Origin of the sequence: Streptomyces sp. NPDC013457, assembly GCF_043089925.1 — a bacterium.
Lineage (GTDB): Bacteria > Actinomycetota > Actinomycetes > Streptomycetales > Streptomycetaceae > Streptomyces.
Window position 1 is genome coordinate 126,345 of record NZ_JBICBL010000011.1, and the last position, 24,262, is coordinate 150,606.

General features: G+C 72.4%; 23 protein-coding genes and 1 tRNA gene. 13 read left to right on the forward strand and 11 right to left on the reverse strand.

What is annotated here, in order from left to right:
• Positions 1–47 precede the first annotated feature (47 nt).
• The 3 genes from ACF1G2_RS27895 to ACF1G2_RS27905 form a co-directional block, all read right to left on the reverse strand.
• Positions 48–377 (reverse strand): FmdB family zinc ribbon protein, encoded by a 330-nt coding sequence (locus ACF1G2_RS27895; protein WP_391800932.1) that lies wholly within the window; start codon positions 375–377, stop codon positions 48–50.
• 68 nt (positions 378–445) lie between these two features.
• The gene (locus ACF1G2_RS27900) at positions 446–1,654 is read right to left on the reverse strand and encodes an MFS transporter (protein ID WP_391801078.1); all 1,209 of its coding nucleotides are present in this window, start codon (positions 1,652–1,654) and stop codon (positions 446–448) included.
• A 528-nt stretch (positions 1,655–2,182) separates the two neighbouring features.
• Positions 2,183–3,703, reverse strand: coding sequence for a potassium/proton antiporter (locus ACF1G2_RS27905; RefSeq protein WP_391800933.1), 1,521 nt, complete (start codon positions 3,701–3,703; stop codon positions 2,183–2,185).
• A gap of 269 nt (positions 3,704–3,972) precedes the next feature.
• Between ACF1G2_RS27905 and ACF1G2_RS27910 the strand changes: the two genes are divergently transcribed.
• Complete coding sequence (locus ACF1G2_RS27910; RefSeq protein WP_391800934.1) at positions 3,973–6,696, forward strand: penicillin acylase family protein; 2,724 nt, start codon at positions 3,973–3,975, stop codon at positions 6,694–6,696.
• Here ACF1G2_RS27910 and ACF1G2_RS27915 read toward each other — a convergent pair.
• Positions 6,686–7,300, reverse strand: coding sequence for a 5-formyltetrahydrofolate cyclo-ligase (locus ACF1G2_RS27915; RefSeq protein ID WP_391800935.1), 615 nt, complete (start codon positions 7,298–7,300; stop codon positions 6,686–6,688). The genes ACF1G2_RS27910 and ACF1G2_RS27915 overlap by 11 nt on opposite strands.
• Positions 7,301–7,405: 105 nt before the next feature.
• Between ACF1G2_RS27915 and galU the strand changes: the two genes are divergently transcribed.
• From galU to ACF1G2_RS27960, 9 genes are all read left to right on the forward strand, one after another.
• Complete coding sequence (gene galU, locus ACF1G2_RS27920) at positions 7,406–8,332, forward strand: UTP--glucose-1-phosphate uridylyltransferase GalU (protein ID WP_391800936.1); 927 nt, start codon at positions 7,406–7,408, stop codon at positions 8,330–8,332.
• A gap of 4 nt (positions 8,333–8,336) precedes the next feature.
• Entirely contained in the window at positions 8,337–9,728 is a 1,392-nt protein-coding gene (gene glp / locus ACF1G2_RS27925; RefSeq protein WP_391800937.1) for a gephyrin-like molybdotransferase Glp, read from the forward strand.
• A gap of 57 nt (positions 9,729–9,785) precedes the next feature.
• Positions 9,786–10,277, forward strand: a complete 492-nt coding sequence (gene moaC, locus ACF1G2_RS27930) for a cyclic pyranopterin monophosphate synthase MoaC (RefSeq protein ID WP_352187188.1) — start codon at positions 9,786–9,788, stop codon at positions 10,275–10,277.
• A gap of 83 nt (positions 10,278–10,360) precedes the next feature.
• Positions 10,361–10,876 carry a molybdenum cofactor biosynthesis protein B gene (locus ACF1G2_RS27935; RefSeq protein WP_391801079.1) on the forward strand — a complete coding sequence of 172 codons (516 nt, stop codon included), beginning with the start codon at positions 10,361–10,363 and terminating at the stop codon, positions 10,874–10,876.
• Positions 10,873–11,496 carry a GNAT family N-acetyltransferase gene (locus ACF1G2_RS27940; protein ID WP_391800938.1) on the forward strand — a complete coding sequence of 208 codons (624 nt, stop codon included), beginning with the start codon at positions 10,873–10,875 and terminating at the stop codon, positions 11,494–11,496. Before ACF1G2_RS27935 ends, ACF1G2_RS27940 begins: the two co-directional genes overlap by 4 nt.
• 142 nt (positions 11,497–11,638) lie before the next feature.
• Positions 11,639–12,694, forward strand: coding sequence for a gephyrin-like molybdotransferase receptor GlpR (gene glpR / locus ACF1G2_RS27945; RefSeq protein ID WP_391800939.1), 1,056 nt, complete (start codon positions 11,639–11,641; stop codon positions 12,692–12,694).
• Between the two features lie 95 nt (positions 12,695–12,789).
• Positions 12,790–12,863, forward strand: a tRNA-Ala gene (locus tag ACF1G2_RS27950).
• A 93-nt stretch (positions 12,864–12,956) separates the two neighbouring features.
• Entirely contained in the window at positions 12,957–14,126 is a 1,170-nt protein-coding gene (locus ACF1G2_RS27955) for an amidase (protein ID WP_391800940.1), read from the forward strand.
• A gap of 94 nt (positions 14,127–14,220) precedes the next feature.
• Positions 14,221–14,502, forward strand: coding sequence for a pyrimidine/purine nucleoside phosphorylase (locus ACF1G2_RS27960; RefSeq protein ID WP_391800941.1), 282 nt, complete (start codon positions 14,221–14,223; stop codon positions 14,500–14,502).
• 103 nt (positions 14,503–14,605) lie between these two features.
• Here ACF1G2_RS27960 and ACF1G2_RS27965 read toward each other — a convergent pair whose 3' ends face one another.
• Both ACF1G2_RS27965 and ACF1G2_RS27970 read right to left on the reverse strand, forming a co-directional pair.
• A complete protein-coding gene (locus ACF1G2_RS27965; RefSeq protein ID WP_391800942.1) occupies positions 14,606–15,511 on the reverse strand; it encodes a trypsin-like serine peptidase in 906 nt (301 codons plus the stop codon).
• A 98-nt stretch (positions 15,512–15,609) separates the two neighbouring features.
• Entirely contained in the window at positions 15,610–16,104 is a 495-nt protein-coding gene (locus ACF1G2_RS27970) for a GNAT family N-acetyltransferase (RefSeq protein ID WP_391800943.1), read from the reverse strand.
• 42 nt (positions 16,105–16,146) lie between these two features.
• Here ACF1G2_RS27970 and ACF1G2_RS27975 point away from each other — a divergent pair, with 42 nt between their 5' ends.
• From ACF1G2_RS27975 to ACF1G2_RS27985, 3 genes are all read left to right on the forward strand, one after another.
• On the forward strand, positions 16,147–16,944 hold the full coding sequence (locus ACF1G2_RS27975; RefSeq protein WP_391800944.1) for an exodeoxyribonuclease III: 798 nt from the start codon (positions 16,147–16,149) through the stop codon (positions 16,942–16,944).
• A 95-nt stretch (positions 16,945–17,039) separates the two neighbouring features.
• Positions 17,040–17,795 (forward strand): response regulator transcription factor, encoded by a 756-nt coding sequence (locus ACF1G2_RS27980; protein ID WP_391800945.1) that lies wholly within the window; start codon positions 17,040–17,042, stop codon positions 17,793–17,795.
• On the forward strand, positions 17,792–19,447 hold the full coding sequence (locus ACF1G2_RS27985) for a sensor histidine kinase (protein ID WP_391800946.1): 1,656 nt from the start codon (positions 17,792–17,794) through the stop codon (positions 19,445–19,447). Before ACF1G2_RS27980 ends, ACF1G2_RS27985 begins: the two co-directional genes overlap by 4 nt.
• A gap of 59 nt (positions 19,448–19,506) precedes the next feature.
• Here the strand turns inward: ACF1G2_RS27985 and ACF1G2_RS27990 are convergent, their stop codons facing one another.
• The 5 genes from ACF1G2_RS27990 to ACF1G2_RS28010 all read right to left on the reverse strand — a co-directional run bounded on the left by ACF1G2_RS27990 (position 19,507) and on the right by ACF1G2_RS28010 (position 24,195).
• Positions 19,507–19,869 (reverse strand): hypothetical protein, encoded by a 363-nt coding sequence (locus tag ACF1G2_RS27990; RefSeq protein WP_391800947.1) that lies wholly within the window; start codon positions 19,867–19,869, stop codon positions 19,507–19,509.
• A 383-nt stretch (positions 19,870–20,252) separates the two neighbouring features.
• Positions 20,253–21,533 carry an ABC transporter permease gene (locus ACF1G2_RS27995; protein ID WP_391800948.1) on the reverse strand — a complete coding sequence of 427 codons (1,281 nt, stop codon included), beginning with the start codon at positions 21,531–21,533 and terminating at the stop codon, positions 20,253–20,255.
• On the reverse strand, positions 21,530–22,219 hold the full coding sequence (locus tag ACF1G2_RS28000) for an ABC transporter ATP-binding protein (protein WP_391800949.1): 690 nt from the start codon (positions 22,217–22,219) through the stop codon (positions 21,530–21,532). Before ACF1G2_RS28000 ends, ACF1G2_RS27995 begins: the two co-directional genes overlap by 4 nt.
• The gene (locus ACF1G2_RS28005; RefSeq protein WP_391800950.1) at positions 22,216–23,592 is read right to left on the reverse strand and encodes a peptidoglycan-binding protein; all 1,377 of its coding nucleotides are present in this window, start codon (positions 23,590–23,592) and stop codon (positions 22,216–22,218) included. The genes ACF1G2_RS28000 and ACF1G2_RS28005 overlap by 4 nt, the downstream gene beginning before the upstream one ends.
• A gap of 6 nt (positions 23,593–23,598) precedes the next feature.
• Positions 23,599–24,195, reverse strand: a complete 597-nt coding sequence (locus ACF1G2_RS28010; protein ID WP_391800951.1) for a hypothetical protein — start codon at positions 24,193–24,195, stop codon at positions 23,599–23,601.
• Positions 24,196–24,262: the final 67 nt, after the last annotated feature.

Here is a 24,262-nt window from a genome sequence, read left to right on the forward strand (position 1 = left end):
CGCACAGCGGTAAGGCTTCCGTAAGAACAGAGGTCGGGAGACCCGGATCAGGCGGCCGAGGTGGAGCTCGACGCGCTCGACGCCGAGGACGTCGACGAGCTCGACGAAGCGGCCGGCTTCGCGTCCGAGGACGCCGACGACGAGGAGGCCGGCGACGAAGCGGACTTCGACGACGAGGCGGGCGAGCTGGAGCTCGACGAGCCGCGGCTGTCGTTCCGGTAGAAGCCGGAACCCTTGAAGACGATGCCGACCGCCGAGAACACCTTCTTCAGGCGTCCCTTGCAGCTCGGGCACTCGGTCAGCGCGTCATCGGTGAACTTCTGCACCGCCTCGAGGCCCTCGCCGCACTCGGTGCACTGGTACTGGTAGGTCGGCACTTGTCTTCCTCCTGGCACTCACACTCATCGAGTGCTAACGACGATCCATAGTGACGTATTCCGCGGGATCAGTCCACCGTCACCGGCACTCGGTGACCGATACCACGTGCGCGGACCCGGCCCGACGCCTGGGGGGTCAGCCGCGAGCGCAGCGCCAGGAGCGTGGCCAGCGCGAGCGCCGTGCCCACCAGCGGCACCAGGAATCCGGTGCTCGCGCCGTGCTCGTCGGCGAGGCGGCCGGCGACCGTCACGGCCGCCGCCTGCCCCAGCGCCACGGCGCCGGTGAGCCAGGTGAAGGCCTCGGTCCTGGCGGAGGCCGGGACCAGGGTCTCGACGATGGTGTAGCCGGTGATCAGGGCCGGGGCGATGCACAGACCCACGATCAGGCCGAGCGCGCCGAGCAGCACCACGGAGTGCGCCGACCAGAGCAGCGAGGCCGCCACGGTCAGTCCGGCGTAGCCCAGGATCAGACGCTTGCGCGGGCCGATCTTCCAGGCGATCGCGCCGCACGCGATGCCCGCGAGCATGTTGCCCGCGGCGAAGATCCCGTACAGCAGACCGTTGGCGCCGGGGTTGCCGATCTCCTCGGAGAACGCGGTCAGCGAGACCTGCATACCGCCGAAGACCGAGCCGATGCCCAGGAAGGCGACGGCCAGAACCCGTACGCCGGGGATCGACAGGGCCGAGACGCGCGCCTCACCGCCGCCGGCGGCGGCGACGAGGCCGTGGGCGGGCTGGGTGCTGCGCTGGGCGGCGAAGAACAGGCCGCCGAAGAGCGTGAGCGCCGCCTCGGCGATCAGACCGGCAGCGGGGTGCACGCCGGTGCAGAGCGCGGTGGCGAGGACGGGACCGACGACGAAGGTGAACTCGTCCGTGACCGACTCGAAGGCCGCGGCCGTCGGCATCAGCGGGGAGTTCTCCAGCTTCGCCGCCCAGCGGGCACGGACCATCGGCCCGACCTGCGGGACGGAGGCACCGGCCGGTAGGGCGGCGAGGAACAGGGCCCACATCGGGGCGCCCGCCAGGGCGAGCACCACGAGCAGGGAGACGGCGGTGGAGTGGACCAGCACCCCGGGGACCAGGACGGCGCGCTGGCCGAAGCGGTCGGCGAGCTTGCCGCTCTGCGGGGCGAACAGCGCCATCGAGACGCCGGTGACGGCGGCGACGGCGCCGGCGCTGCCGTACGAGCCGGTGGTGTGCTGGACGAGCAGGACGATGCCGATCGTCAGCATCGCGAAGGGCTGCCGGGCGGCGAACCCGGGGAGCAGGAAGGACAGCGCTCCCGGGGTGCGGAGGAGCTGTCCGTACCCGGCGCGCTTGCCGGCTGCCTTCCCGGCCGCCTTGCCCGGCTTCGGGACGGACGCGCCGACCGTCCGGGACGTGCCGGCCGTACGGGACGTGCCCGAGGTGCCGTGCGAGCCCGGGGTGCCGGTCGTGCCGGCCGTACGGGACGTGCCCGAGGTGCCGAGCGTGCTCGAGGTGCCGAGCGAGCCCGAGATGCCGGACGTACCCGAGGTACCGGGCGCCGTAGGCGTGTCAGAAGTGACCGTGGACACCACGGTCCTTGCCTTTCTGCCGCCTGGTAGCGCGCCCCTGCACGGTGGTGCGGGCGCTGCCGAGAGCTGTCCTCATGCGCGGAACTGCGGTAGATACCGGGCCCCACTGCGGAGGGCGTGTCGGCCGCCATACGGTCGCGCCAGCTCTGCGTCAGGCAGAGTTGGTTCGATCAAGTGTGCCTTCATGGTACAGGGAAGGGCGTCCTCCCGCCTGGGAAAACGCCCTTCCATTCGAAACTGCGCCTGTGATTAACCGGACGTTCGCTTTCCGAACGGAATGTGGGGCAGCGCGCGCTGCCGACGGCCCCGCTCGGAGACGGCCGTCGAGCCCGCCGTGCCCAGCCAGCCGGCCAGTTTTCCGCCCTGTCCGACGGCCCGCAGCCGCCGCTCGGTGGCGTCCCGCACCGGGTCGGTCGCGACGACGAGGAGCTCGTCCCTGTGCCGCAGCACGGTCGCCGGGCCCGGCACGAAGCTCTTCTCGTCGCGTACGACGAGGGTGACGGCGGCCCCGGCCGGGAGGCGCAGCTCCGCGACCTCCACGCCGTGCATCTTCGAGCCCGCCGGGATGGCGATGGAGAGCAGATGTCCGCGCAGCCGCTCCAGCGGCGCCGACTCGACGCCCAGGTCGGCGGCCTCGTCGGAGCCGCCCAGTCGCAGCGCCTTCGCCAGCCAGGGCAGCGTCGGACCCTGGACGAGGGTGTAGACGACCACGAGCACGAAGACGATGTTGAAGACCCGCTCGCTGCCCTCGATCCCGGACACCATCGGGATCGTGGCGAGAATGATGGGGACGGCTCCGCGCAGGCCGGCCCAGGACATCAGGGCCTTCTCCTGCCAGGGGATGCGGAACGGCAGCAGGCTGACCCAGACCTCCATGGGCCGCGCCACCACCGTCAGGACCAGGCCGATGACGACGGCGGGCCAGAAGTCGTCGCCCAGCTTGGTCGGGGTGACCAGCAGGCCGAGCAGGACGAACATGCCGATCTGGGCGATCCAGCCGAGCCCCTCGGCGAAGCCGCGGTTGGCGGGGGCGTGCGGCAGCTTCGCGTTGCCGAGGACCATCGCGGCCAGGTAGACGGCGAGGAACCCGGAGCCGTGGGCCAGGGCGCCCGCCGCGTACGCCGTGACGGCGATGGCCATGACGGCGATCGGGTAGAGACCGGAGGCGGGCAGGGCGATGTGCCGCAGCCCGAAGGCGCCGAGGAAGCCGACGCCGAGGCCGACGGCGGCGCCGATGGCCAGCTCCATGGCGATCGTGCCGACCAGGACGTACCAGCTGTCGATCGGCCCGACCGTGGAGAAGGCGACGACGAGGATGACGACCGGGGCGTCGTTGAAGCCGGACTCGGCCTCCAGGACACCGGTCACGCGCGAGGGCAGCGGCACCTTGCGCAGGACGGAGAAGACGGCGGCGGCGTCGGTCGAGGAGACGACCGCGCCGATGATCAGCGCCTGGCGCCAGTCCAGGCCGACCAGGTAGTGGGCGGCCGCGGCCGTGACGCCCACGCTCACCGCGACGCCGACGGTCGACAGCACGACCGCCGCGGGCAACGCGGGTTTGATCTCCTTCCACTTGGTGCCCAGGCCACCCTCGGCCAGGATCACCACAAGTGCGGCATAGCCGATCACCTGGGTCAGCTCGGCGTTGTCGAAGGCGACGTTGCCGATCCCGTCCTGCCCGATCGCGACCCCGATCCCGAGATACAGCAGCAGGCTGGGGAGCCCGCTCCGGGACGAGATCCGCACCGCCGCGACAGCGATGAGCAGCACGAGCGAGCAGATGAGCAGGAGTTCATTGAGCTCGTGGACAGTCAGTGGCCGATCCTTCCCCTCGCGTGCGGCCGGATCGTTCCTCCAGCAGCCGGTACTTCGTTACCTTACCTAATCTTTAACGCGTTCTTGACGCGCTTCCCGCTTGTCCTCGATCGTCAGTGCGATCTTGGGTGGCCTTCTTGGTGACACCGCGTCCGGGCCGTCCGGACGCTGCGCCTAAGGTTGCTCCCGTACTCCAGGACCACCCTGCCCCTCGAAGGACAGCGATGCCCTCCAACACGACCGCGCCTCCCGCCAAGAAGAAGGGGCGGCGCGCCCGCCTGATCGTCCTCGTCCTGGCCCTCGCACTGGTCGCGGGCGTCGGCTTCGGCGGGTACTGGGGCGTCAGCACCGTCCGCGCCTCCTTCCCGCAGACGACGGGCGAACTCCGGCTCGACGGCCTCTCCGGCGAGGTCGAGGTCAAGCGTGACGCCTACGGGGTGCCGCAGATCTACGCCGACACCGAGGCCGACCTCTTCCGGGCGCAGGGCTTCGTCCAGGCGCAGGACCGCTTCTACGAGATGGACGTGCGCCGTCACATGACGGCCGGCCGCCTCTCGGAGATGTTCGGCAAGAGCCAGGTCGACACCGACGCGTTCCTGCGCACCCTGGGCTGGCGTCAGGTCGCGCAGGACGAGTACGACAAGGTCCTGTCGGCGGAGACGAAGAAGAACCTCCAGGCCTACGCCGAAGGCGTCAACGCCTACCTCAAGGGCAAGGACTCCGCCGACGTCTCCGTCGAGTACGCGGCGCTCGCCTTCTCCAACGACTACGCGATCGAGCCCTGGACCCCCGTCGACTCGGTGGCCTGGCTCAAGGCCATGGCCTGGGACCTGCGCGGCAACATGCAGGACGAGATCGACCGTTCCCTGCTGACGAGCCGGCTCAGCGCGCGGCAGATCCAGGACCTCTACCCGGGGTACCCGTACGAGCTGCACCAGCCGATCGTGCAGAACGGCGCGGTCGACAAGGCGACCGACGCGTTCGACCCGAAGGGCGAGGCGAAGAAGAACGACGACGGCACCGGGGCCACGCCGGGCGGCGCCCTGGAGGGCATGCAGTCCCAGCTGGGCGCGCTCTCCGACTCCCTCGACGACATCCCCGCGCTGCTCGGCCCCAACGGCAACGGCATCGGATCGAACTCGTGGGTCGTCTCCGGCCGCTACACGACCTCCGGCAAGCCGCTCCTCGCGAACGACCCGCACCTCGCCCCGATGCTGCCGTCCCTCTGGTACCAGATGGGCCTGCACTGCCGCTCCGTCTCGGCGACCTGCCGCTACGACGTCGCCGGCTACACGTTCTCCGGCATGCCGGGCGTGATCATCGGCCACAACGACAACATCGCCTGGGGCTTCACCAACCTGGGCGCCGACGTGACCGACCTGTACCTGGAGAAGGTCGGGGACGACGGCTACGTCGTGGACGGCAGGACCAAGCCGTTCACGACCCGCGAGGAGACCATCAAGGTCGCGGGCGGCGGCAGCCGGAAGATCACGGTCCGCTCGACCGAGCACGGCCCGCTGGTCTCCGACCGCTCCTCCGAGCTGGAGAAGGTCGGCCAGAGGGCCCCCGTCGGAAACGTCGCCCCCGACCGGGGCACCGGCTACGGCGTCTCCCTCCAGTGGACCGCTCTGCAGCCCGGCAAGTCCATGGACGCCGTCTTCCGGCTCAACCGCGCGAAGAACTTCAAGGAGTTCCGTGCCGCGGCCGAGGACTTCACCGTCCCCTCGCAGAACCTGATCTACGCGGACGCGGAGAACATCGGCTACCAGGCGCCGGGCAAGATCCCGCGGCGCGCCAAGGGCGACGGCACCGTCCCGGCGCCCGGCTGGGACTCCTCGTACCGGTGGAAGGGCTACATCCCGTACGACGAGCTGCCGTACGAGCAGAACCCCGACCGCGGCTACATCGTCACCGCCAACCAGGCCGTCGTCGACGCCGACAAGTACCCCTACCTCCTGACGGAGGACTGGGGCTACGGCTCGCGGAGCCAGCGGATAAACGACCTCATCGAGTCGAAGCTCAAGGACGGCGGGAAGATCTCGCCCGACGACATGCGGACCATGCAGATGGACAACCGCAGCGAGATCGCGACCCTGCTCAACCCGCTCCTGCTGAAGATCGACATCTCGGACCCGTACGTCCGCGAGGCGCAGAAGCTCCTGGAGGGCTGGGACTACACCCAGGAGCCCGACTCGGCCGCCGCCGCGTACTTCAACGCGGTCTGGCGCAACGTCCTCAAGCTCGCCTTCGGCGACAAGCTGCCCAAGGAGCTGCGGGCCGAGGGCGACTGCATCAGCGTCCGCCCGGCCGACTCCACCGGCCTCCCGGTCGACGAGCAGAACAAGCGCGTACGGGAGTGCGGCGAGCGCGACGGTGACACGGCGCAGCCGGACGGCGGCGACCGCTGGTACGAGGTGGTCCGCCCGCTGCTGAAGCAGGAGGACAGCGCGTGGTGGAAGACCGAGGCCAACCGGACCGACCAGGCCACCGAGAACCGTGACCAGCTCCTCGCCCGCGCCATGGAGGACGCCCGCTGGGAGCTGACCGCCGAGCTCGGCAAGGACGTCTCCACCTGGAGCTGGGGCCGGCTGCACCAGCTGACCCTGCAGAACCAGACGCTCGGCACCGCCGGACCCGGATTCGTCCAGTCCATGCTCAACCGCGGTCCGTGGAACCTGGGCGGCGGCGAGGCCGCGGTCAACGCGACCGGCTGGAACGCGGCCGGCGGCTACGAGGTCGTCTGGGTGCCGTCGATGCGGATGGTCGTCAACGTCGGCGACTGGGACAGGTCCCGCTGGATCAACCTGTCCGGCGCCTCGGGTCACGCGTACCACGACCACTACACCGACCAGACCGACAAGTGGGTCAAGGGCGAGCTGCTCGACTGGTCCTTCGGCAAGGCGGCGGTCGACGCCTCGACGAAGGAGACGTTGACCCTCAAGCCGTAGAAGGCTCCTGAGGGCGCTCGAAGCGCCTGACCCCCTCCGGGGTCACCACCGCGTGCACGGGGTGGTCGTGCGGTTCCTCCGGGACCCGCGCGACCACCTCGTTCGCGTACAGGAGCACCACGAGGGCGGGGTCCGCGCCGGCCCGCGCGAGCCGCGCGAGGACCCGGTCGTACGAGCCGCCGCCGCGCCCGAGCCGCATCCCGCGGCCGTCGACCGCGAGGCCCGGCAGCAGGACCGCGTCAGCCGCGCACACGGCCTCGGGACCGAGCCGCCGGCCGGTCGGCTCCAGGAGGCCCCGGCCGGCCTTCGCCAGGTGCTCCGCGCCCTCGTAGGCGGCCCAGTCGAGATCGTTGTCGGGCAGCAGGACGGGGAGCAGGACGCGGGTGCCGCCCGCGCGCAGGGTGTCCAGCAACGCGCGCGTGCCGGGCTCGCGGCCCACCGACACGTACGCGGCGACGGTCGAGGCCTCCGCCAGTTCGGCCAGCTCCCGCGCACCCCGCGCGAGCAGCTCGCCCGCGGCTTCGACATCATGGCTGGTCAGCCGGGCGCGAGCGGCGAGGAGTTGGCTGCGCAGTGCTGCCTTGTCGGACATGTCGTCGGTCATCGGGACATCATGGGGGCGTACCAACCCTCTCGTACCAGTCTTTATGCACAGGAAGTTAATCGGAGCCCCATCTTCCTCTCATTCCGAGCGGCTATGGTGCTCCGCATGACTCAGTCGCCTTCCAGGATCACCAAGGCTGTCATCCCGGCCGCCGGTCTCGGCACTCGCTTCCTCCCGGCCACCAAGGCCACCCCGAAGGAAATGCTGCCGGTCGTCGACAAGCCCGCGATCCAGTACGTCGTCGAGGAGGCCGTAGCGGCCGGACTCTCCGACGTCCTCATGATCACCGGTCGGAACAAGCGTCCCCTGGAGGACCACTTCGACCGGAACTATGAGCTGGAGGAGGCGCTCGCCCGCAAGGGAGACGAGGACCGCCTCTCCAAGGTGCAGGAGTCCAGCGACCTCGCCACCATGCACTACGTGCGTCAGGGCGCCCCCCGCGGCCTCGGGCACGCCGTGCTCTGCGCCGCCCCGCACGTCGGTGACCAGCCCTTCGCCGTGCTGCTCGGCGACGACCTGATCGACCCGCGCGACCCGCTGCTCGCCCGGATGGTGGACGTCCAGGAGCGTGAGGGCGGCAGCGTCATCGCGCTCATGGAGGTCGAGCCCGAGCAGATCCATCTCTACGGCTGCGCGGCGGTGGAGGCGACGGACGACTCCGACGTCGTGAAGGTGACGGACCTCGTCGAGAAGCCGGACGCGCACGAGGCGCCCAGCAACTACGCGATCATCGGCCGCTATGTACTGGATCCGGCCATCTTCGCCATACTGCGTGAGACCGAGCCGGGGCGCGGCGGTGAGATCCAGCTGACCGACGCCCTCCAGAAGCTGGCCAAGACGTACCAGTCGGCGCCGAGCGGCGAGGGGAAGATCGGGGGTCCGGTCCACGGCGTGGTCTTCAAGGGCCGGCGCTATGACACCGGCGACCGCGGGGACTATCTGCGTGCCATTGTCAGACTGGCGTGCGAACGTGAAGACCTGGGCCCGGACTTCCGGTCCTGGCTCCGCAGTTACGTCAGCGAGGAGATGTAGCACCTTGAGCAGCAGCACGGGCACGGCACCGGTGTCAGGCGATCCGGCCGACGGCGGGTCCGGCGATCCGGCCGGCGGCGGGTCCGGCGACCCCTGCGCGGGTCCCTCGCGTGGCCTGTGGTCGGTGGACGAGCACCTGGACGACGTCCTCGGGGCGATCACCCCGCTCGAACCCATCGAGCTGCAACTGCCCGACGCCCAGGGCTGCGTCCTGGTCGAGGACGTCACGGTGCCGGTCGCGCTGCCCCCGTTCGACAACAGCTCCATGGACGGCTACGCGGTCCGCGTCGCCGATGTCGCCGGTGCCACCGAGGAGTTCCCCGCGGTCCTGACCGTGATCGGCGACGTGGCCGCGGGTGCCGGCGGCCTGCCGGTCGTCGGCCCCGGCCAGGCCGCCCGGATCATGACCGGCGCCCCGCTGCCGCCCGGCGCCGAGGCCGTCGTCCCGGTCGAATGGACCGACGGCGGGACGGGCGGGGGCGCGGCGAGCGGGATGCGCGCCGCCAGCGCCGACCCCGAGGGCGCGGGCGGCGAGGTCCGCGTCCACCGGGCCGCCGAGGCCCGCGCGCACGTCCGCGCCCGGGGCAGCGACGTCCAGGCCGGCGACCTGGCCCTGGAGGCGGGCACGGTCCTCGGGCCGCCGCAGATCGGACTGCTCGCCGCGATCGGCCGGGCCACCGTCCGCGTCCGCCCCCGACCGCGGGTCGTCGTGATCTCCACCGGCAGCGAACTGGCCCAGCCCGGCGAGGAGTTGGGCGAGGGGCAGATCTACGACTCCAACAGCTTCGCGCTCGCGGCCGCCGCGCGCGACGCCGGCGCCATCGCCTACCGGGTCGGCGCCGTCACCGACGAGGCGGACACGCTCCGCGCCACCATCGAGGACCAGCTCATCCGCGCCGACCTCCTCGTCACCACGGGCGGGGTGAGCGTCGGCGCGTACGACGTGGTGAAGGAGGCGCTGACGACGGACGGCCAGTTCGAGGGCCAGGTCGACTTCCGCAAGCTGGCCATGCAGCCGGGGAAGCCGCAGGGCTTCGGCACGATCGGACCCGACCACACCCCGCTGCTCGCCCTGCCGGGCAACCCGGTCTCCTCGTACGTCTCCTTCGAGCTCTTCGTACGGCCCGCGATCCGGGCCCTGATGGGCCTCGCCGACCTCCACCGGCCGAAGGTCCGGGCCGAGCTCGCCGCCGACAGGCCGCTGCGCTCCCCGTCGGGCCGCCGGCAGTTCCTGCGCGGTACGTACGATGCCGAGTCCGGCACCGTCACCCCCGTGGGCGGCGCGGGCTCCCACCTGATCGCGGCGCTGGCACACGCCGACGCGCTGCTCGTCGTACCGGAGGAGACGATGGAGGTGGCGCCCGGCGCCGAGCTGGACGTGGTCCTCCTCGGCTGAAGAGGGCCTGGTGGCGGTACCGTGGCGTCCCACACAGCGACCGGGAGTGTCACGGCCATGAGCACGCAGCAAGGACTCACCCACATCGACGAGGCGGGGGCGGCCCGCATGGTCGACGTCTCCGCGAAGGACGTCACGGCGCGGACCGCGCGCGCCAGTGGCCGCGTCCTGGTCTCGCCGCGCGTGATCGAGCTGCTGCGGGGCGAGGGCGTACCGAAGGGCGACGCTCTCGCCACCGCCCGGATCGCCGGGATCATGGGGGCCAAGAGAACCCCGGACCTGATCCCGCTCTGCCACCCGCTGGCGGTCTCGGGCGTGAAGCTGGACCTCACGGTCGCGGACGACGCGGTGGAGATCCTGGCGACCGTGAAGACGACGGACCGCACGGGCGTCGAGATGGAGGCCCTGACGGCGGTCTCGGTCGCGGCTCTGACGGTGGTCGACATGATCAAGGCGGTCGACAAGGGCGCGGTCATCTCCGACGTGCGGGTGGAGGAGAAGACGGGCGGCAAGTCGGGCGACTGGAACCGGGAAGGGGCCGGGTCGTGACGCGCGGCGGCCGGGTGACCGGGGTGCACGAGCACGGGGACCACGCCGCGGGCGACGGCGCAGCCGCAGAGGCGCCCGCCGCGCTGGGCGCCGATGCGGGCGGGGCTCTGTCCTCCCCCTACTCCGCCCTCGTCGTCACCGCCTCCAACCGGGCCGCGGCCGGGGTGTACGAGGACAAGGGCGGTCCGCTGATCGCCGAGGGCCTGTCCCGGATGGGCTTCGCGGTCGACGGCCCGCAGGTCGTGCCGGACGGCGCACCCGTCGAGGCGGCGCTGCGGGCCGCGATCGCGGCCGGGTACGACGTCGTCCTCACCACCGGCGGCACGGGCATCTCGCCCACCGACGCCACGCCGGAGGCCACCCGCAAGCTCCTCGACCACGAGATCCCCGGCATCCCCGAGGCGATCCGCGCGTACGGCCGGGAGAAGGTGCCCACGGCGGCGCTCTCCCGTGGGCTCGCCGGGGTCGCGGGAGGGACGCTGATCGTGAACCTGCCGGGTTCCGCGGGCGGGGTCCGTGACGGCCTCGCCGTCCTGGAGCCGCTCCTCGTGCACGCGGTCGATCAGATCCGCGGCGGCGACCATCCGAGACCGTCATGATCCCGATCTGGCCCGTGGTCCTTGCCGACGGCGACGTCGTGCTGCGGCCCATAAAGATGCGCGACCAGCGGGTCTGGCGCGAGGTGAACCGGCGCAACCGCGACTGGCTGCGGCCCTGGGAGGCGACGATTCCGCCCCCGGCGCCCGGCGGGCCGGTCGCGCAGCGGCCGACGTACCGCCAGATGGTCCGCCATCTGCGGGCCGAGGCGAACGCGGGCCGGATGCTCCCGTTCGTGATCGAGTACCGCGGGGAGCTGGTGGGTCAGCTGACGGTGGCGGGGATCACCTGGGGCTCGATGTGCTCGGGGCACGTCGGGTACTGGGTGGACAGCGCGGTCGCGGGCCGGGGTGTGATGCCGACGGCGGTCGCGCTCGTGGTCGACCACTGCTTCCGTACGGTCGGGATGCACCGGATGGAGGTCTGCATTCGGCCGGAGAACGGCCCCTCGCGCCGGGTCGTGGAGAAATTGGGATTCCGGGAGGAGGGGCTGCGGCCGCGCTACCTCCACATCGACGGGGCGTGGCGGGACCATCTCGTCTTCGCCCTCACGGCGGAGGAAGTCCCCGACGGACTGCTGAACCGCTGGCACCAGGCACGTCCCGCCCATCCCGCCCAATGAAATAAATGTTCGAATTCAATCAGCAGTTGATCGCCAATCGATCTGAACAATCACAAAAAAGTTCAGTGATATCAGCCAGATCGTGCGACACACCGGGCCAATTGGCCGATGCCCGGAACGGAACCCCTCTACGGTGTGAGGCGTGAGCAGCAGCGGCCTCATCTACGCAGTCATCGTCGGGGCCTGGGCCGCCTACTTGGTGCCGATGTGGCTCCGCAGGCAGGACGAGCTCAACGAGGCCCGCCCGACGGAACGCTTCAGCACCGCCATCCGGCTGCTGTCCGGACGGGCGGGAATGGAGCGCCGGTACGCCAAGGAGCTGAAGGACCGGGAGCCCGACGTGGACCCGGACGTGGAGACCGAGCATCTCAGCTCGGTCGACGTCCGGGCCTTCTCCGCGCCCGCGGCCAGGACGGAAGCCCGCCTGGAGGTTCCGGAACCGGACCCCGAACCGGACCGCAAGCGCGAGCCGGCTCCCGCGCGGCGCCCCTCGAAGGCGGCCGCGGAGCGCGCCCGCCGGGGGAAGGTCCTCGCCCGGCGCCGCCGGACGACGGTCGTCCTCTTCCTCGCCTTCACCCTCGGCGCGGTCGTCGCCGCCGTCGGAGGCCTGGCGTTCCTGTGGGCGCCGGGCGTCCCCGCGGTGCTGCTGAGCGCGTACATCGTGCATCTGCGGACGACGGAGCGCCGGCGCTTCGTGTACGTGATGGACCGCCGGCGCGCCGAGGCCGCGGCGGCACGGCTGCGCGAGAGCCGCCCGCGCCGCCCGGCGGCGCCCGCCGAGCCGGAAGAGGAGCAGCCGGCCCGACCCGAACCCGAGCCTGCCCCCACGGTCTCGCCCCAGGAGGCCGGCCGCCGCGCGCTCGTCGAGCAGACGGACCACGCGGAGTGGGTGGACCAGCAGCGCGAGCGCGGCCCGGCCCGCGGCGACAGCTGGGAACCGGTCCCGGTCCCGCTCCCCACGTACGTCACCGCCCCGGTCGCCCCGCGCGCCACGAGCGGCATCGACATCACGGACCCGGAGACCTGGAGTTCGGCCCGCTCGTCCACGGCGGCCACCGAGGCGGCACCGCCCGCCGCCCCGGACCCGGCGCCGCGCCAGCGCACGGCCCCGCCCCGCGGCGCCCGCCGCGACCACGGCCGCACGCCGCTCTTCGACCAGTACGCGGACGACGACCGCCCGCGCGCGGCCAACGAATGACCCCGGCCGGGGGCTCTCCGGAGCCCTCGGCTGACCTGCGGGGGAACGGATTTCCTTGCACCCCGATCGGGATGCTAATGTTTCACACGTCGCAAGGGCCTGTGGCGCAGTCTGGTAGCGCACCTCGTTCGCATCGAGGGGGTCTGGGGTTCAAATCCCCACAGGTCCACAAACGACAGTTCCTGAGTAGCTCTCAGGAATGTTGACGAGATCCCGTCCGATCGAAAGATCGGGCGGGATCTCGTCGTTTCGAGGAGCGTCTGTGATCAGCACGTCCGAGTACGCGAGGCTGTCCGCGCTGGATATCGCTCGGCTGGTGGGGAACGGCCGGCGAACGGCCGTCGATGTCGCCGGTGCCGCGCTCGGCTGTATCGGGGAGCGTGATGCCGGCGTGCGGGCGTTCACCGAGGTGTGGGGCGAGCGGGCCCTTGCCCAGGCTGCCTGGGTGGATGCGCAGGTCGCCGAGGGAGTACGGCTGCCGCTCGCGGGGGTGCCGATCGGGGTCAAGGCCGGGGAAGGGCCTGACTCGTACCAGAACACGCGCCTGGCGGCCGCCGGATGCGTGCCGGTCGGTGCCACGTCGATGCCGCGCGGCGGACGAGGCTGGCAGACCTACGGACACACCGACCGGGGGCCCACGCTCAACCCGTTCAACCCGGCGTGGTCTCCCGGGGGTTCCTCCGCCGGTTCGGCGGCTGCGGTCGCCGCGGGCATGGTGCCCCTGGCGAGCGGGTCCGACGGGGCCGGATCGGTGCGCATCCCCGCCGCCTGGTGCGGCGTCGTCGGGTTCAAACCCACCAACGGCCTCCTGCCCGCCAGGGACCGCGCGGGGCTGAACTCGCCCGGGGTCCTCGCCCGCACCGTCGCCGACGCCCGCGCCTACCTCGACGCCGTCGTCGACGGCGCGCCCCGGGTGGCCGTCTCCGGCTCGGTGGCGCCGCCCGTTGCGGTCTGGTCGGCCACCCTGGGCCATGCGGACACCGACCCCTCCGTCGTCGCCGTCGCCCGCCGCGCCGCGGACAGGCTCGCGGAGGGCGGGCTGGTCACCCTGGACGAGGGCATACACCTGGACCTCGTCGACCCGGCGCCGGCGTGGACGGCCCTCCGCGCGGGGACTGCCGACGCCGAAGGCATCGGGGCGATCACCGCCGTCAATGACGCACGGCTCGCCGGCTGCTTCGAACGGGCCGCCGTGATCCTCACGCCCACCACGCCGTATCCACCGCACGGCCACGACGGCCCGGGCGCCCGGATGAACGTGGCGCTGACCTGGGCGTTCAACATCAGCGGGCATCCCGCCATCAGCGTTCCGGCCGGAAACACCCGCGAGGGGCGGCCCGTCGGCCTCCAACTCGTGGCCCGGCCTCACCGCGAGAGAGAACTCCTGGACCTCGCCGACCTCGCCGTCCGCGCCACCCGGTCCGCTCCGTGAGGGACGGTCGCTGCCGGTAGCCTTGCCCCGCCTGGATCCAGCGCGCGACGGGCAGGCCGCTCTCCATCTCCGTACACGCACCACGAGGACGCCCATGTTCAAGGTCAACGAATACTTCGACGGCGCGGTCAAGTCGATCGCCTTCGCCCAGGAGGAAGGCCCGGCGAGCATCGGCGTCATGGCGCCCGGCGCGTACGAGTTCGGCACCGCGGCCCCGGAGATCATGCACGTGATCAGCGGCGCCCTGACCGTCAGGCTCCCCGGCGCCGACGACTGGCAGACCTTCTCCGCCGGCAGCCGGTTCGACGTGCCGGGCGACAGCACGTTCCAGCTCGAGGTAGCGGTCGAGACCGCGTACCTCTGCGAGTACCGCTGACCGCTCGTCGCCCTGGGCGCGATTCCCCGACCGCAGGTCGACCCCGCCCGTGCGTACGAAGGCCCCGCCCGGGCGGGAGGTGCCGGGCGGGGCTTCGTGGGTGTCAGGACGCCTGGGCCCGGTCGTACAGGGCCTTCGCGTCGTTGCCGAAGTAGGGGCCGAACATGCGGTTGGGCAGGAACGTGTAGCCGAAGCTGTTCACCGAGACCTGGAGGCCCGTTCCCGTGGCCTCGCTGAAGCCGGAGAACCACGGGCCGCCGCTGGAGCCGCCCGTCATGTTGCAGCCGAGGCTGTGGTCCTGGGAGAACAGCCAGTCCTTCGAGGAGTTGCCCGCGCAGTGGACGAGCTTCGAGCCGTCGTACGGGGACGCCGCCGGGAAGCCGAAGGCGTACATCGGCTTGTTGTAGCCGCCGTTGAACTGGATGCCCTGAGCGCCGGTGACCGAGGTGAGGGTGCGGCCGTTCAGCGGGGCCACGACCGCCGCGCCCACGTCGTAGTTGATGTCCTCGCTCGCCTCCCACTGCGGGGTGGTGAGCGTCTTCGTCGCCGCCCACTGGCCGTACGGCGCGTTGCCGTTGTCGTACGCCGGGACGAAGACCCAGTTCGTGTGCCACGCGCCCTGGTACTTCACGCAGTGGCCGGCCGTGATCACCGTGCTCTGGTTCTGGCTGGTGACGGCGTTGCCGGAACAGGAGGCCGTACGGCCCTGGAAGGTGAAGAAGACCCGGCCGGAGGTCTTCACGACCGCGCCGCCGCTCGTCCAGGGGCCGCCCGGCTGCGGGAAGGCCGTGGGGGCGATCGTGGTGGGGGCGGCCGAGCCGGCGACCCGCTTGAGGGTCTTGAGGGCCCCCGGGGTGACCTCCAGGTCCAGCGGGACCGCCGAGCGCATCCGCTCAGCGGTCCAGAAGGCGGGCTTCTCCGCGGCTTGCGCCGTGGTCGCGGTCAGTGCTCCGGTCAGCAGGGCTCCGACGGACAACAGGACCGCTGCGACTGTGCGATGGCGTCTCACGCATGTCTCCTTCTGCCGAGGCAGGTGGGGGATGAGAACGGTGCGGATCGACGAGCGTGGGCAGCGTGCCAGACAGTGCGGAGAATGTCAGGGGCGCGTCAGAGATTTTCGGTCAGCGGCTTCGCGAAGCAACGGCTGCTGTCGTAGTCCCGGTAGTAGCCGAACTTCGGGCAGAGCTCGTAACCGCTGGAGGCGTACAGCGCCATCGCCTCGGGCTGCGCCGTGCCCGTCTCCAGGACCATCCGGGTCCGCCCGGCCGCCCGCGCGTCCTCCTCCAGGGCCGCCAGGATGCGACGGGCGAGGCCCAGGCCGCGCGCCTCGGACGCCACGAACATGCGCTTGAGCTCGGCGTCGCCGTCCGCGTACCCCATGTCGTTCCTGTCCTGGGTGCGCCAGCCGCCGGACGCGACGGGGCGGTCATCGGCGTCGTACGCCAGGAGGTAGAGGCCACGCGGCGGCACGAACATCCCGGGGTCGAGCGGTGTGTCGTCGCCCTCGCCGTAGCGGGCGGCGTATTCCAGCTGGACGGCGGCGTCGAGCTTGGCCGCATCGGGGTGGTCGTACGGTACGGGTCGTATAAGCATGTCGGTCATTGTATGTGTATGCGGACCTTGCGGTGTCGGTATTCTCCCCGGATGCTCACTGTCACGACCGTCAATGTCAATGGACTCCGAGCCGCCGCCAAGAAGGGGTTCGTGGAGTGGCTCGCCGGCACGTCCGCCGACGCCGTCTGCCTGCAGGAGGTGCGCGCCGAGGAGGTCCAGCTCCCGGCCGAGGTGCGGGCGCCCGAGGGCTGGTTCACCGCCCACGCACCCGCCGCCGCCAAGGGGCGCGCCGGCGTCTCCCTCTACACCCGGCGCGAGCCCGACGCCGTGCGCGTCGGCTTCGGGTCGAGCGAGTTCGACGGCAGCGGTCGGTACATCGAGGCCGACCTGCCCGGCGTCACCGTCGCCAGCCTCTACCTCCCCTCTGGCGAGGTCGGCACCGAGCGGCAGGACGAGAAGATCCGCTTCATGGACGAGTTCCTGCCGTATCTGAAGGAGCTCAAGGAGCGCGCCGCCGCCGACGGCCGCGAGGTCGTCGTCTGCGGCGACTGGAACATCGCCCACCGCGAGGCCGACCTCAGGAACTGGAAGGCCAACCGGAAGAACGCCGGCTTCCTCCCCGAGGAGCGGGAGTGGCTGGGCCGCGTCTTCGACGAGGCCGGGTACGTCGACGTCGTCCGCGAGTTCCACCCCGACCAGGAGGGCCCGTACTCCTGGTGGTCCTACCGCGGACGCGCCTTCGACAACGACAGCGGCTGGCGCATCGACTATCAGGTGGCCACCCCGCGACTGGCCGGGAAGACCGTGAAGGCGTTCGTCGAGCGGGCCGCCACGCACGCCGAACGGTGGAGCGACCACGCGCCCGTCACGGCGGTCTACGAACTGTAGGTGCCGCCGGTGGATTTCGGCCGGGCGGACATCGCCCGGTCGAATCTGTAATACGGTGCTGAGGAATTCCGCAAGCGCCGTGCCGGGGGGAATCGTTGAGCGCTCGCATTCTGGTCGCCGAGGACGACGCGAAACAGTCGCGGCTCATCCGGATCTATCTGGAACGTGAGGGTCACGCCGTGTCCGTCGTCCCCGACGGACGGACGGCGCTGGAAAAGGCCCGCTCCACCCGGCCGGATCTCATCGTGCTCGATGTGATGCTTCCGCACGTCGACGGACTCGACATCTGCCGCATTCTGCGCGCCGAAGCCTCCGACGTACCGATTCTGCTGCTGACCGCCCGCAGCACCGAGGAGGACATGCTCCTCGGCCTCGACCTCGGCGCCGACGACTACCTCACCAAGCCGTACAGCCCCCGCGAACTCACCGCCCGGGTGCGCGCCCTGCTCCGCCGCTCCGGCCGGGGCGCGGCGGCGGCCGCCGGGGACGCCCTGCTGCGGGTGGGCGAGGTGGAGCTGGACACCGCGCGCTTCGAAGTACGGGTGGCGGGGCGGCCGGTGGCGCTGACCTCGAAGGAGTTCGCCATCCTGGAGACCCTGGCGCGCGAGCCGGGCCGGGTCTTCACCCGGGCCCAGATCATCGAGCGGGTCTTCGGTTTCGACCGGGACGTGCTGGAGCGGACCGTCGACGCGCACGTACGCAACCTGCGCCTCAAGGTGGAGGCCGAGCCGACCCGGCCCCGGTACCTGGAGACCGTGTACGGGCGCGGGTACCGGCTCGCGGACGGCGAGACGCGCGAGACGCCCGGCGAGTCCCGCTCCGGCGGGCGGGCGGGCGAGGGGCGGGCGTGAGTTTCCGGGTGCGGGTCCTCGCCCTCGTGCTGCTCGTCGCCGTCGCCGCCACCGTCGCGACGGCCTGGCTGACCCTGCGGCAGGCCACCAGCCAGCTCCACGAGTCGGCCGCCGCCGACCGGCAGGTCGCCGCCCGGATCACCGGCGAGCTGCTCCGCTACGGCCAGACCCACGGCACCTGGGACGGCGTCGCCGGAACCGTCCGTACCCTCTCCGCCGACACCGGGCAGCGCATCCGGATCGGTACCGCCGACCAGGGGCAGATCGCCGACTCCGACACCGTCCTCGGCCGCGAACCGCGCCCCGGCGGCACGGCGCCGCCCCTCCTCGTCGACCCCCGGCCCACCCTGACGTTCCCGGCCTGGGACCACTTCCCCTCGGTCGCCAAGGTGACCGCGAGCGCCATCGACCAGTACGCGAACGGCGTCACGTACGCCGCCTGTCTGACCCGCGCCGGACACACCGTCACCACCCGCACCGGGCACCTGGGGGTCCCCGTCTTCGACGACGCGGGGGCGCGGGGGCCGGAGACCGGCCGGGGCGACGCCTGCGTCAGGCAGGAGCGCATCAAGGCCGGCGGCAGCGACCTCGACGCCGTGCTCGCCTGCGAGGTGGTGCGCCGGGACGCACGCGGCGCCTGCATGCAGCGGGTCTTCCACGAGCGGACGGATGGTGTCGCCCCCCAGCCGCTCAGCGTCCGCCTCGGCGCCCTGGACGAGGCCGGGGACACCACGCCCGCCGTCGGCCCGGTCGTGGCCGGGGCCGCCGGGGTCGTCGCCGCCGCGATCGTCTGCACGCTGCTCCTGAGCCGGACGGTTCTGCGGCCGGTACGGGCGCTCACCGCCGCCTCCCGCGGCCTCGGTGAGGGGGATCTCGGGCGGCGCGTCCCCGGCGCGGGCAAGGACGAGATCGCCGAGCTGGGCCGGTCCTTCAACCGCATGGCCGCCTCGCTGCAGGCGAGCGAGGAGCGACAGCGCCGCCTGGTCGGGGACATCGCCCACGAGCTGCGCACCCCGCTGGCCAACCTCCGCGGCTATCTGGAGGCGCTGCGCGACGGGGTCCTGGAGCCCGACACCGAGCTGCTCGACTCGCTGCACGAGGAGGTGCTGCTCCAGCAGCGGATCGTCGACGACCTCCAGGACCTCGCGCTCGCGGAGGCGGGAGCCCTCACCTACCACCGCGGTGAGCTGGACGCCCGCGAGCTCGTGGAGACCTGCCGTACCGCGCACAGCGCCCTGGCCTCGGCCGCCGGTGTGCGGCTGACGGCCGACGCGCCGGGTCCCGTACGGCTGTACGGCGACCCCGGGCGGCTGCGGCAGGCGCTGAGCAACCTGGTCGGCAACGCGGTGCGGCATACGGCTCCCGGGGGTGGCGTGCGGCTGGAGCTGGACGAGCGGGACGAGATGGTGCGGATCGCGGTCAGGGACACGGGCAGCGGGATCCCGGCGGACGATCTGCCCCGCCTCTTCGACCGCTTCTGGCGGGCGGACGCGGCGCGAGGGCGGGCCACCGGCGGCAGCGGGCTCGGTCTGTCGATCGCCCGGCAGATCGTGGCGGACCACCACGGGGCCATCGAGGTCACGAGCGAGGTGGGCGTCGGCACGGTCTTCACGATCGTGCTGCCGGCGCCGGAGCGGCCGGCGGACGGCTGAGCGCCGGGATGGCCCCCCGCCCGCCCGTCGGGGTGGGCGGGGGGCCGCGTCGTGCGCGGTCAGCAGAGGCTGGGGGCGCCGTTGTTGTTGAGCAGGCTGTCCTTGATCCAGCCCGAGACGCCGGTGCTGTTGTCCCGTACATGGGACCACGTGCCGCCCTGGCCGCTCACGAAACAGTGCAGGGTGAGGTTGTGGCTCATCTGCGCCTGGCCGTGGGACACGCATTCGGTCGTCGGGCCGGAGCGGATGTTCACGGCGTTCGTGTTCACGCCGCCCGCCCTGTTGTCCTTGTTCGACCAGCCGGGCGAGGTGCACGCGGCGGCCTCGCCGGGTGCCGCGACGGCGGTGGTGGGCAGGACAAGTCCACCGGTGGCCGCGACGGCGCCGATGGCCACCGCGGCGAGCTTCGTCCGAAGACGCATCAATCTCTCCTGAACTCCTGGGAATTCCCACTCGGTGAGCGGGACGGTTCGTTCGAGTGCGGAGAAAGAATTGCCCGGACCGTACGGGTCCTTCAATGGCGGACGTGATGCTCGGCCGCTTTTCTGCGGTGGGGTTCGAGTGGTCTTCCCGGGTGATTCCGGCCGGTTGTCGCGCTGTTCTCGGGAGTGGGCCGGAATTCCGGTCGGGCATATTCCGCGTGTTCCGTCTGCGGGCCCCGCGGGCGGGCGGCCGCTCCGGTCCCGACGGAGGCTCGCATTCCCGACGGGCGAAAGCGGCCAGGGTCCGGCGGGCGGGCGGCGGCGCACGTTGGCCGCATTCTGTCGGCCCGTCAGATGCCTCCGGTCGCCGGTCAGGCACCCCGTCAGGTACTCGCCAGGGCCTCGGTCGGGGACAGCCGGCTCGCCCGGACCGCCGGGTACAGACCGGCGATCATCCCGATCACGAGCGTGGACCCTATTCCGGCGGCGGTCGCCCACACCGGCACGACCGTGGGCCAGCCCCGGGACGTCGCGTACACGGCGGTGATCAGTGTGCCGAGGACGGTGCCCCCCAGGCCGCCGATCACGGAGAGGAGCAGCGACTCCGTCACGAACTGGGTGCGGATCTGGCCCCGGGTGGCGCCCAGGGCGCGGCGCAGGCCGATCTCGGGCCGGCGCTCCAGGACGGAGATGACCATGGTGTTGCCGACCCCGACGCCCCCGACGAGCAGGGCGACGCCGCCGAGTCCGAGGAGGAGTCCGGTCAGGGCCGACTCGGTGGCCTCGCGTGCCGCGAGGGCGTCGGAGGGGCGCGAGATCCGGACCTCGCCGGGCTTCTCGGGGAAGGCGGTCGCCGCCAGGACGGACCGTACGGCGGCGACCTGGGTGTCCTCGGTCCGTACGTAGACGGTCGACGGCCGGCCGTCGAAACGGAGGTACGTACGGGCCGCGGGCCAGCCGACGAGCGCCGCGTTGTCCAGCTCGGGGGCGAGGGGGACCGGATCGAGGACGCCGACCAGGGAGAACCAGCGGCCGCCGAGCCAGACGCGGGTGCCGGGGGTGTAGACGTCGAGGCGCTGGGCGGCGGTGGAGCCGAGGACGACGGCCGGGTAGGTCTCGGTCGCCGTGTCCAGCCACCGGCCCCGGTGGAGCCGGCCGCCGACGGCGGGGAGCAGGTCGCGGCCGGCGGCGAGCACGTCGAGGGAGCCGGTGCGGCCGACGGCGATGCGCTCGTTGCGGTAGACGTGGGCGCTCGTCGCGCCGGTCGCGGCGACCTGCCGTACGGGCGGGATGCGGCCGATCATGGCCACGGACTCGGCGGGCAGCCGTGCCCTGCCGCCTTCGAGGGTGTTGCCGGGGGCGACCCGGAGGAGGTTGGTCCCCAGCGCGTCGAGCCGGCGGTCCACCTCGGCCTGGCCCGAGCCGGAGATCCCGACCACCGCGATCATGGCGGCGACACCGATCGCGATCCCGAGCGCGGAGAGGAACACGCGAAGTGGCCGGGTCCGCAGTCCGGTACCGCCGAGGCGTACGACATCGGCGGGCCGGAGCCGTGCGGCACGCAGGGATGGTCCGGCGGGCAGGGCCGCTCCGGTGGGGTGGGTCGCTCCGGTGGGGTGGGTCGCCCTGCCGTGCCCGGGGCCGCCACGGGGCCGTCGTCTCATCGGAGTGCCTCCGTCGCCGTGTCCGCGATCACGCGGCCGTCGCGCATCTCGATGCGGCGGGGGAGCGCCCCGGCGATGTCGCGGTCATGGGTGATGATCACGACCGTCGTGCCGGAGGCGTGCAGTTCGCGGAGGAGCGTGAGGACGGCCGCGCCCGAGGCGGTGTCCAGGTTGCCGGTCGGCTCGTCCGCGAGCAGGACCGCCGGTTCTCCGACGACCGCGCGCGCCACCGCCACCCGCTGGCGTTCGCCGCCCGAGAGCTGGTGGGGCAGGTGGTGCACGCGGTGGCTGAGGCCGACCCGGTCCAGGGCCGCGGCCGCGCGGCCGCGGCGCAGGCGCAGCGGGGCGCCGGAATAGAGCAGACCGTCGGCGACCGAGTCGAGGACGGGTACGCCGACCGCCAGGTGGAACTGCTGGAAGACGAAGCCGATCCGGGTGGCCCGCAGCGCGGAGACCTCACGGTCGGTCAGGGCGGCCACGTCGTGGCCGTCGACCAGGACCCGGCCGGCGGACGGCCGGTCCAGGCTGCCCATCAGGTTGAGCATGCTGGACTTGCCCGAGCCCGACGGGCCGACGATCGCGGCCAGTTCGCCCCGCTCGACGCGCAGGTTCACGTCCCGTACCGCCGCGACGCCCCCCGGGTACGTCTTCGAGACGCCCTCGAACTCCACGACCGCCGCCGTCACTGCGGAATCCTCACCTTCAGGCCCTCGCGGACCGCCGCACCGCCCACCTCGACCCGGCCGTCCGCGAAGAGCCCGGTCTTCACGGCGACGAAGAGGCCGTCCGCGGTCTCCAGGCCGTGGCCGCCCTCCGCGAGCGCGACGAGGGCGGCGACCGGGACCGTCAGGACGTCCTTGCGCTCACGCCCGACGTATTCGACCGTGACGGGGCCGCTCTCCAGCCGGCCGATGGCCCGCTGGTCCGCGATGGTGACCGTCACCGGTACGGTCGCGGCGCCGCCCGAACCGGAACCCGAAGCGGAGCCGCCGTCCCCGCCGCCCCCCTCGGGCGCGGTCGCCCGCTGCCCCACGGACGCCACCTTCCCCCGCACCGGCCGCCCGTCGGGCAGGTGCACCGTGACCTCCGTGTCCCGTACGGCCCAGGCCGCCTCCAGGGCCGAGGCGTCGACGACGACCTTGCGGGACGTGCCGGTGTACGTCAGGGCGTTCTCGCCTGCCGCGGCGCCGAGGCGGACGCCCGCGTGGCCGATCCGTACCGTCCCGGAGGAGTAGACGACGTCACCGACGCCGACCCGGCCGGTCTGGGGGAGGCCCAGGGACTTCTGCCAGCGCCTGACCGCCTGGGCGGTGCCGGAGGTGTACCGCTCGTCCACCGTGAAGCCGCGGTAGCCGAGCGCGGAGAGGTTCGACTCGAACTGCAGGACGTCCATGCCGCGTATCGGTACGGAGGCCGTCGGCGCCGCGGGTGCCTCTGCCGGGGATCCGCCGGTCGCTCCGGCCCCTCCGGTGGTCCCGGTTCCGGCGGTCGCTCCGGTTCCGGTTCCGGCGGTCGCTCCGGTTCCGGCCGTCGCTCCGGCTCCGGGCGCGTCACCCTTCGCAGTCCCCGAGTCCGGCCCTCCCGGGCGACCGGCGCCCCCCGGCGTCGGTGGCCCGGAGGGCCGGACGTCTTCAGCGGTGCCGAGGCCGAGCTCGCGGTACATCGGCAGGGTGCCGTGCAGCAGCACCACCGGCCGGTCGTCCACCCGCAGCAGCTCGTCCCCCCGCTCGATCCGCGCGCCGGGCTCCGGCAGCCAGGTCACCGTCCCGGTCGCCTTGACCGGCAGCGGTATCTCCGCCCCGTACCCCAACTCGCCCTCCACCTTTGTCCGTTCGACGAGGGTGGCACGGGTGACCCGGACCGTGGAGCCGGCCCGGTCGGGGGCGCCGGGAGTCTCGTCCCCGCCGCCCCCCAGACCGAGCGCGCCCCCTATGGCGACCGCCGTGACCACCGTGAAGCCCGCGGTCACGAGCAGCGTCCGCGTCCGGCGCCGCCGCACCGTATCCGGTGTCCGGGCGGCCTCGGTCTCCTCCGTCTCGTACGTCTCCGTTCCCGTCATCCGCGGTCAGCCCTTGCCCGGTCCCTGGTCGGCCGGGGCGCCGATGATCGGGGCGCAGGTGCGGGTGGCCCGCTTGGCCGCCGCCGACGTCTGGTCCCACTGGGCGTCGCCGTAGACGTTCCCGTCGGGTCCGGGCTCGGGGAAGTCGGGTGCGCCGTTCTTCTGCATGCAGTCGGCGTACTCGCGCCGTACCTCGATCTGCTCCGGCGAGAGCTTCGGCGCGAGGCTCTTCTCGACGCTCTCGGGCACGGGCGGGTTGAGCGGGGCGCACGTCTGCGAGGCCTTCAGGAACGCCGGGTTCTTCTTCAGCGCGGCGGTGTCGCCGAAGTCGATCCGGCCCTTCGCGTCCGGGTCGGGCGCGTCGATCCCGTTCTCGCGCAGGCACTTCACGAAGGCGCGCTTGCCGTCGAGGTAGGCGGCGAGTTCGCCGTCCGCGGCGCCCGGACCCTGGCCGTCTGCGCCACCCCCGCTCGCGGAGGACGCAGTGGTGGCGCCCCCGGCGGTCGGGACCTTCGACCCTCCGTCGTCGCTGCCGCATCCGGTCAGCGCGAGGGCCATGACGGATGCGGCGGCGGCCGTCAGCACCCGGTTCGTCGTCCTCATCGGTTCTCCCGCTCCTCCTGTCGCGCCCGGCCGCGGGCGCGGTGGGCGGACCGACCGTAGGACGGAG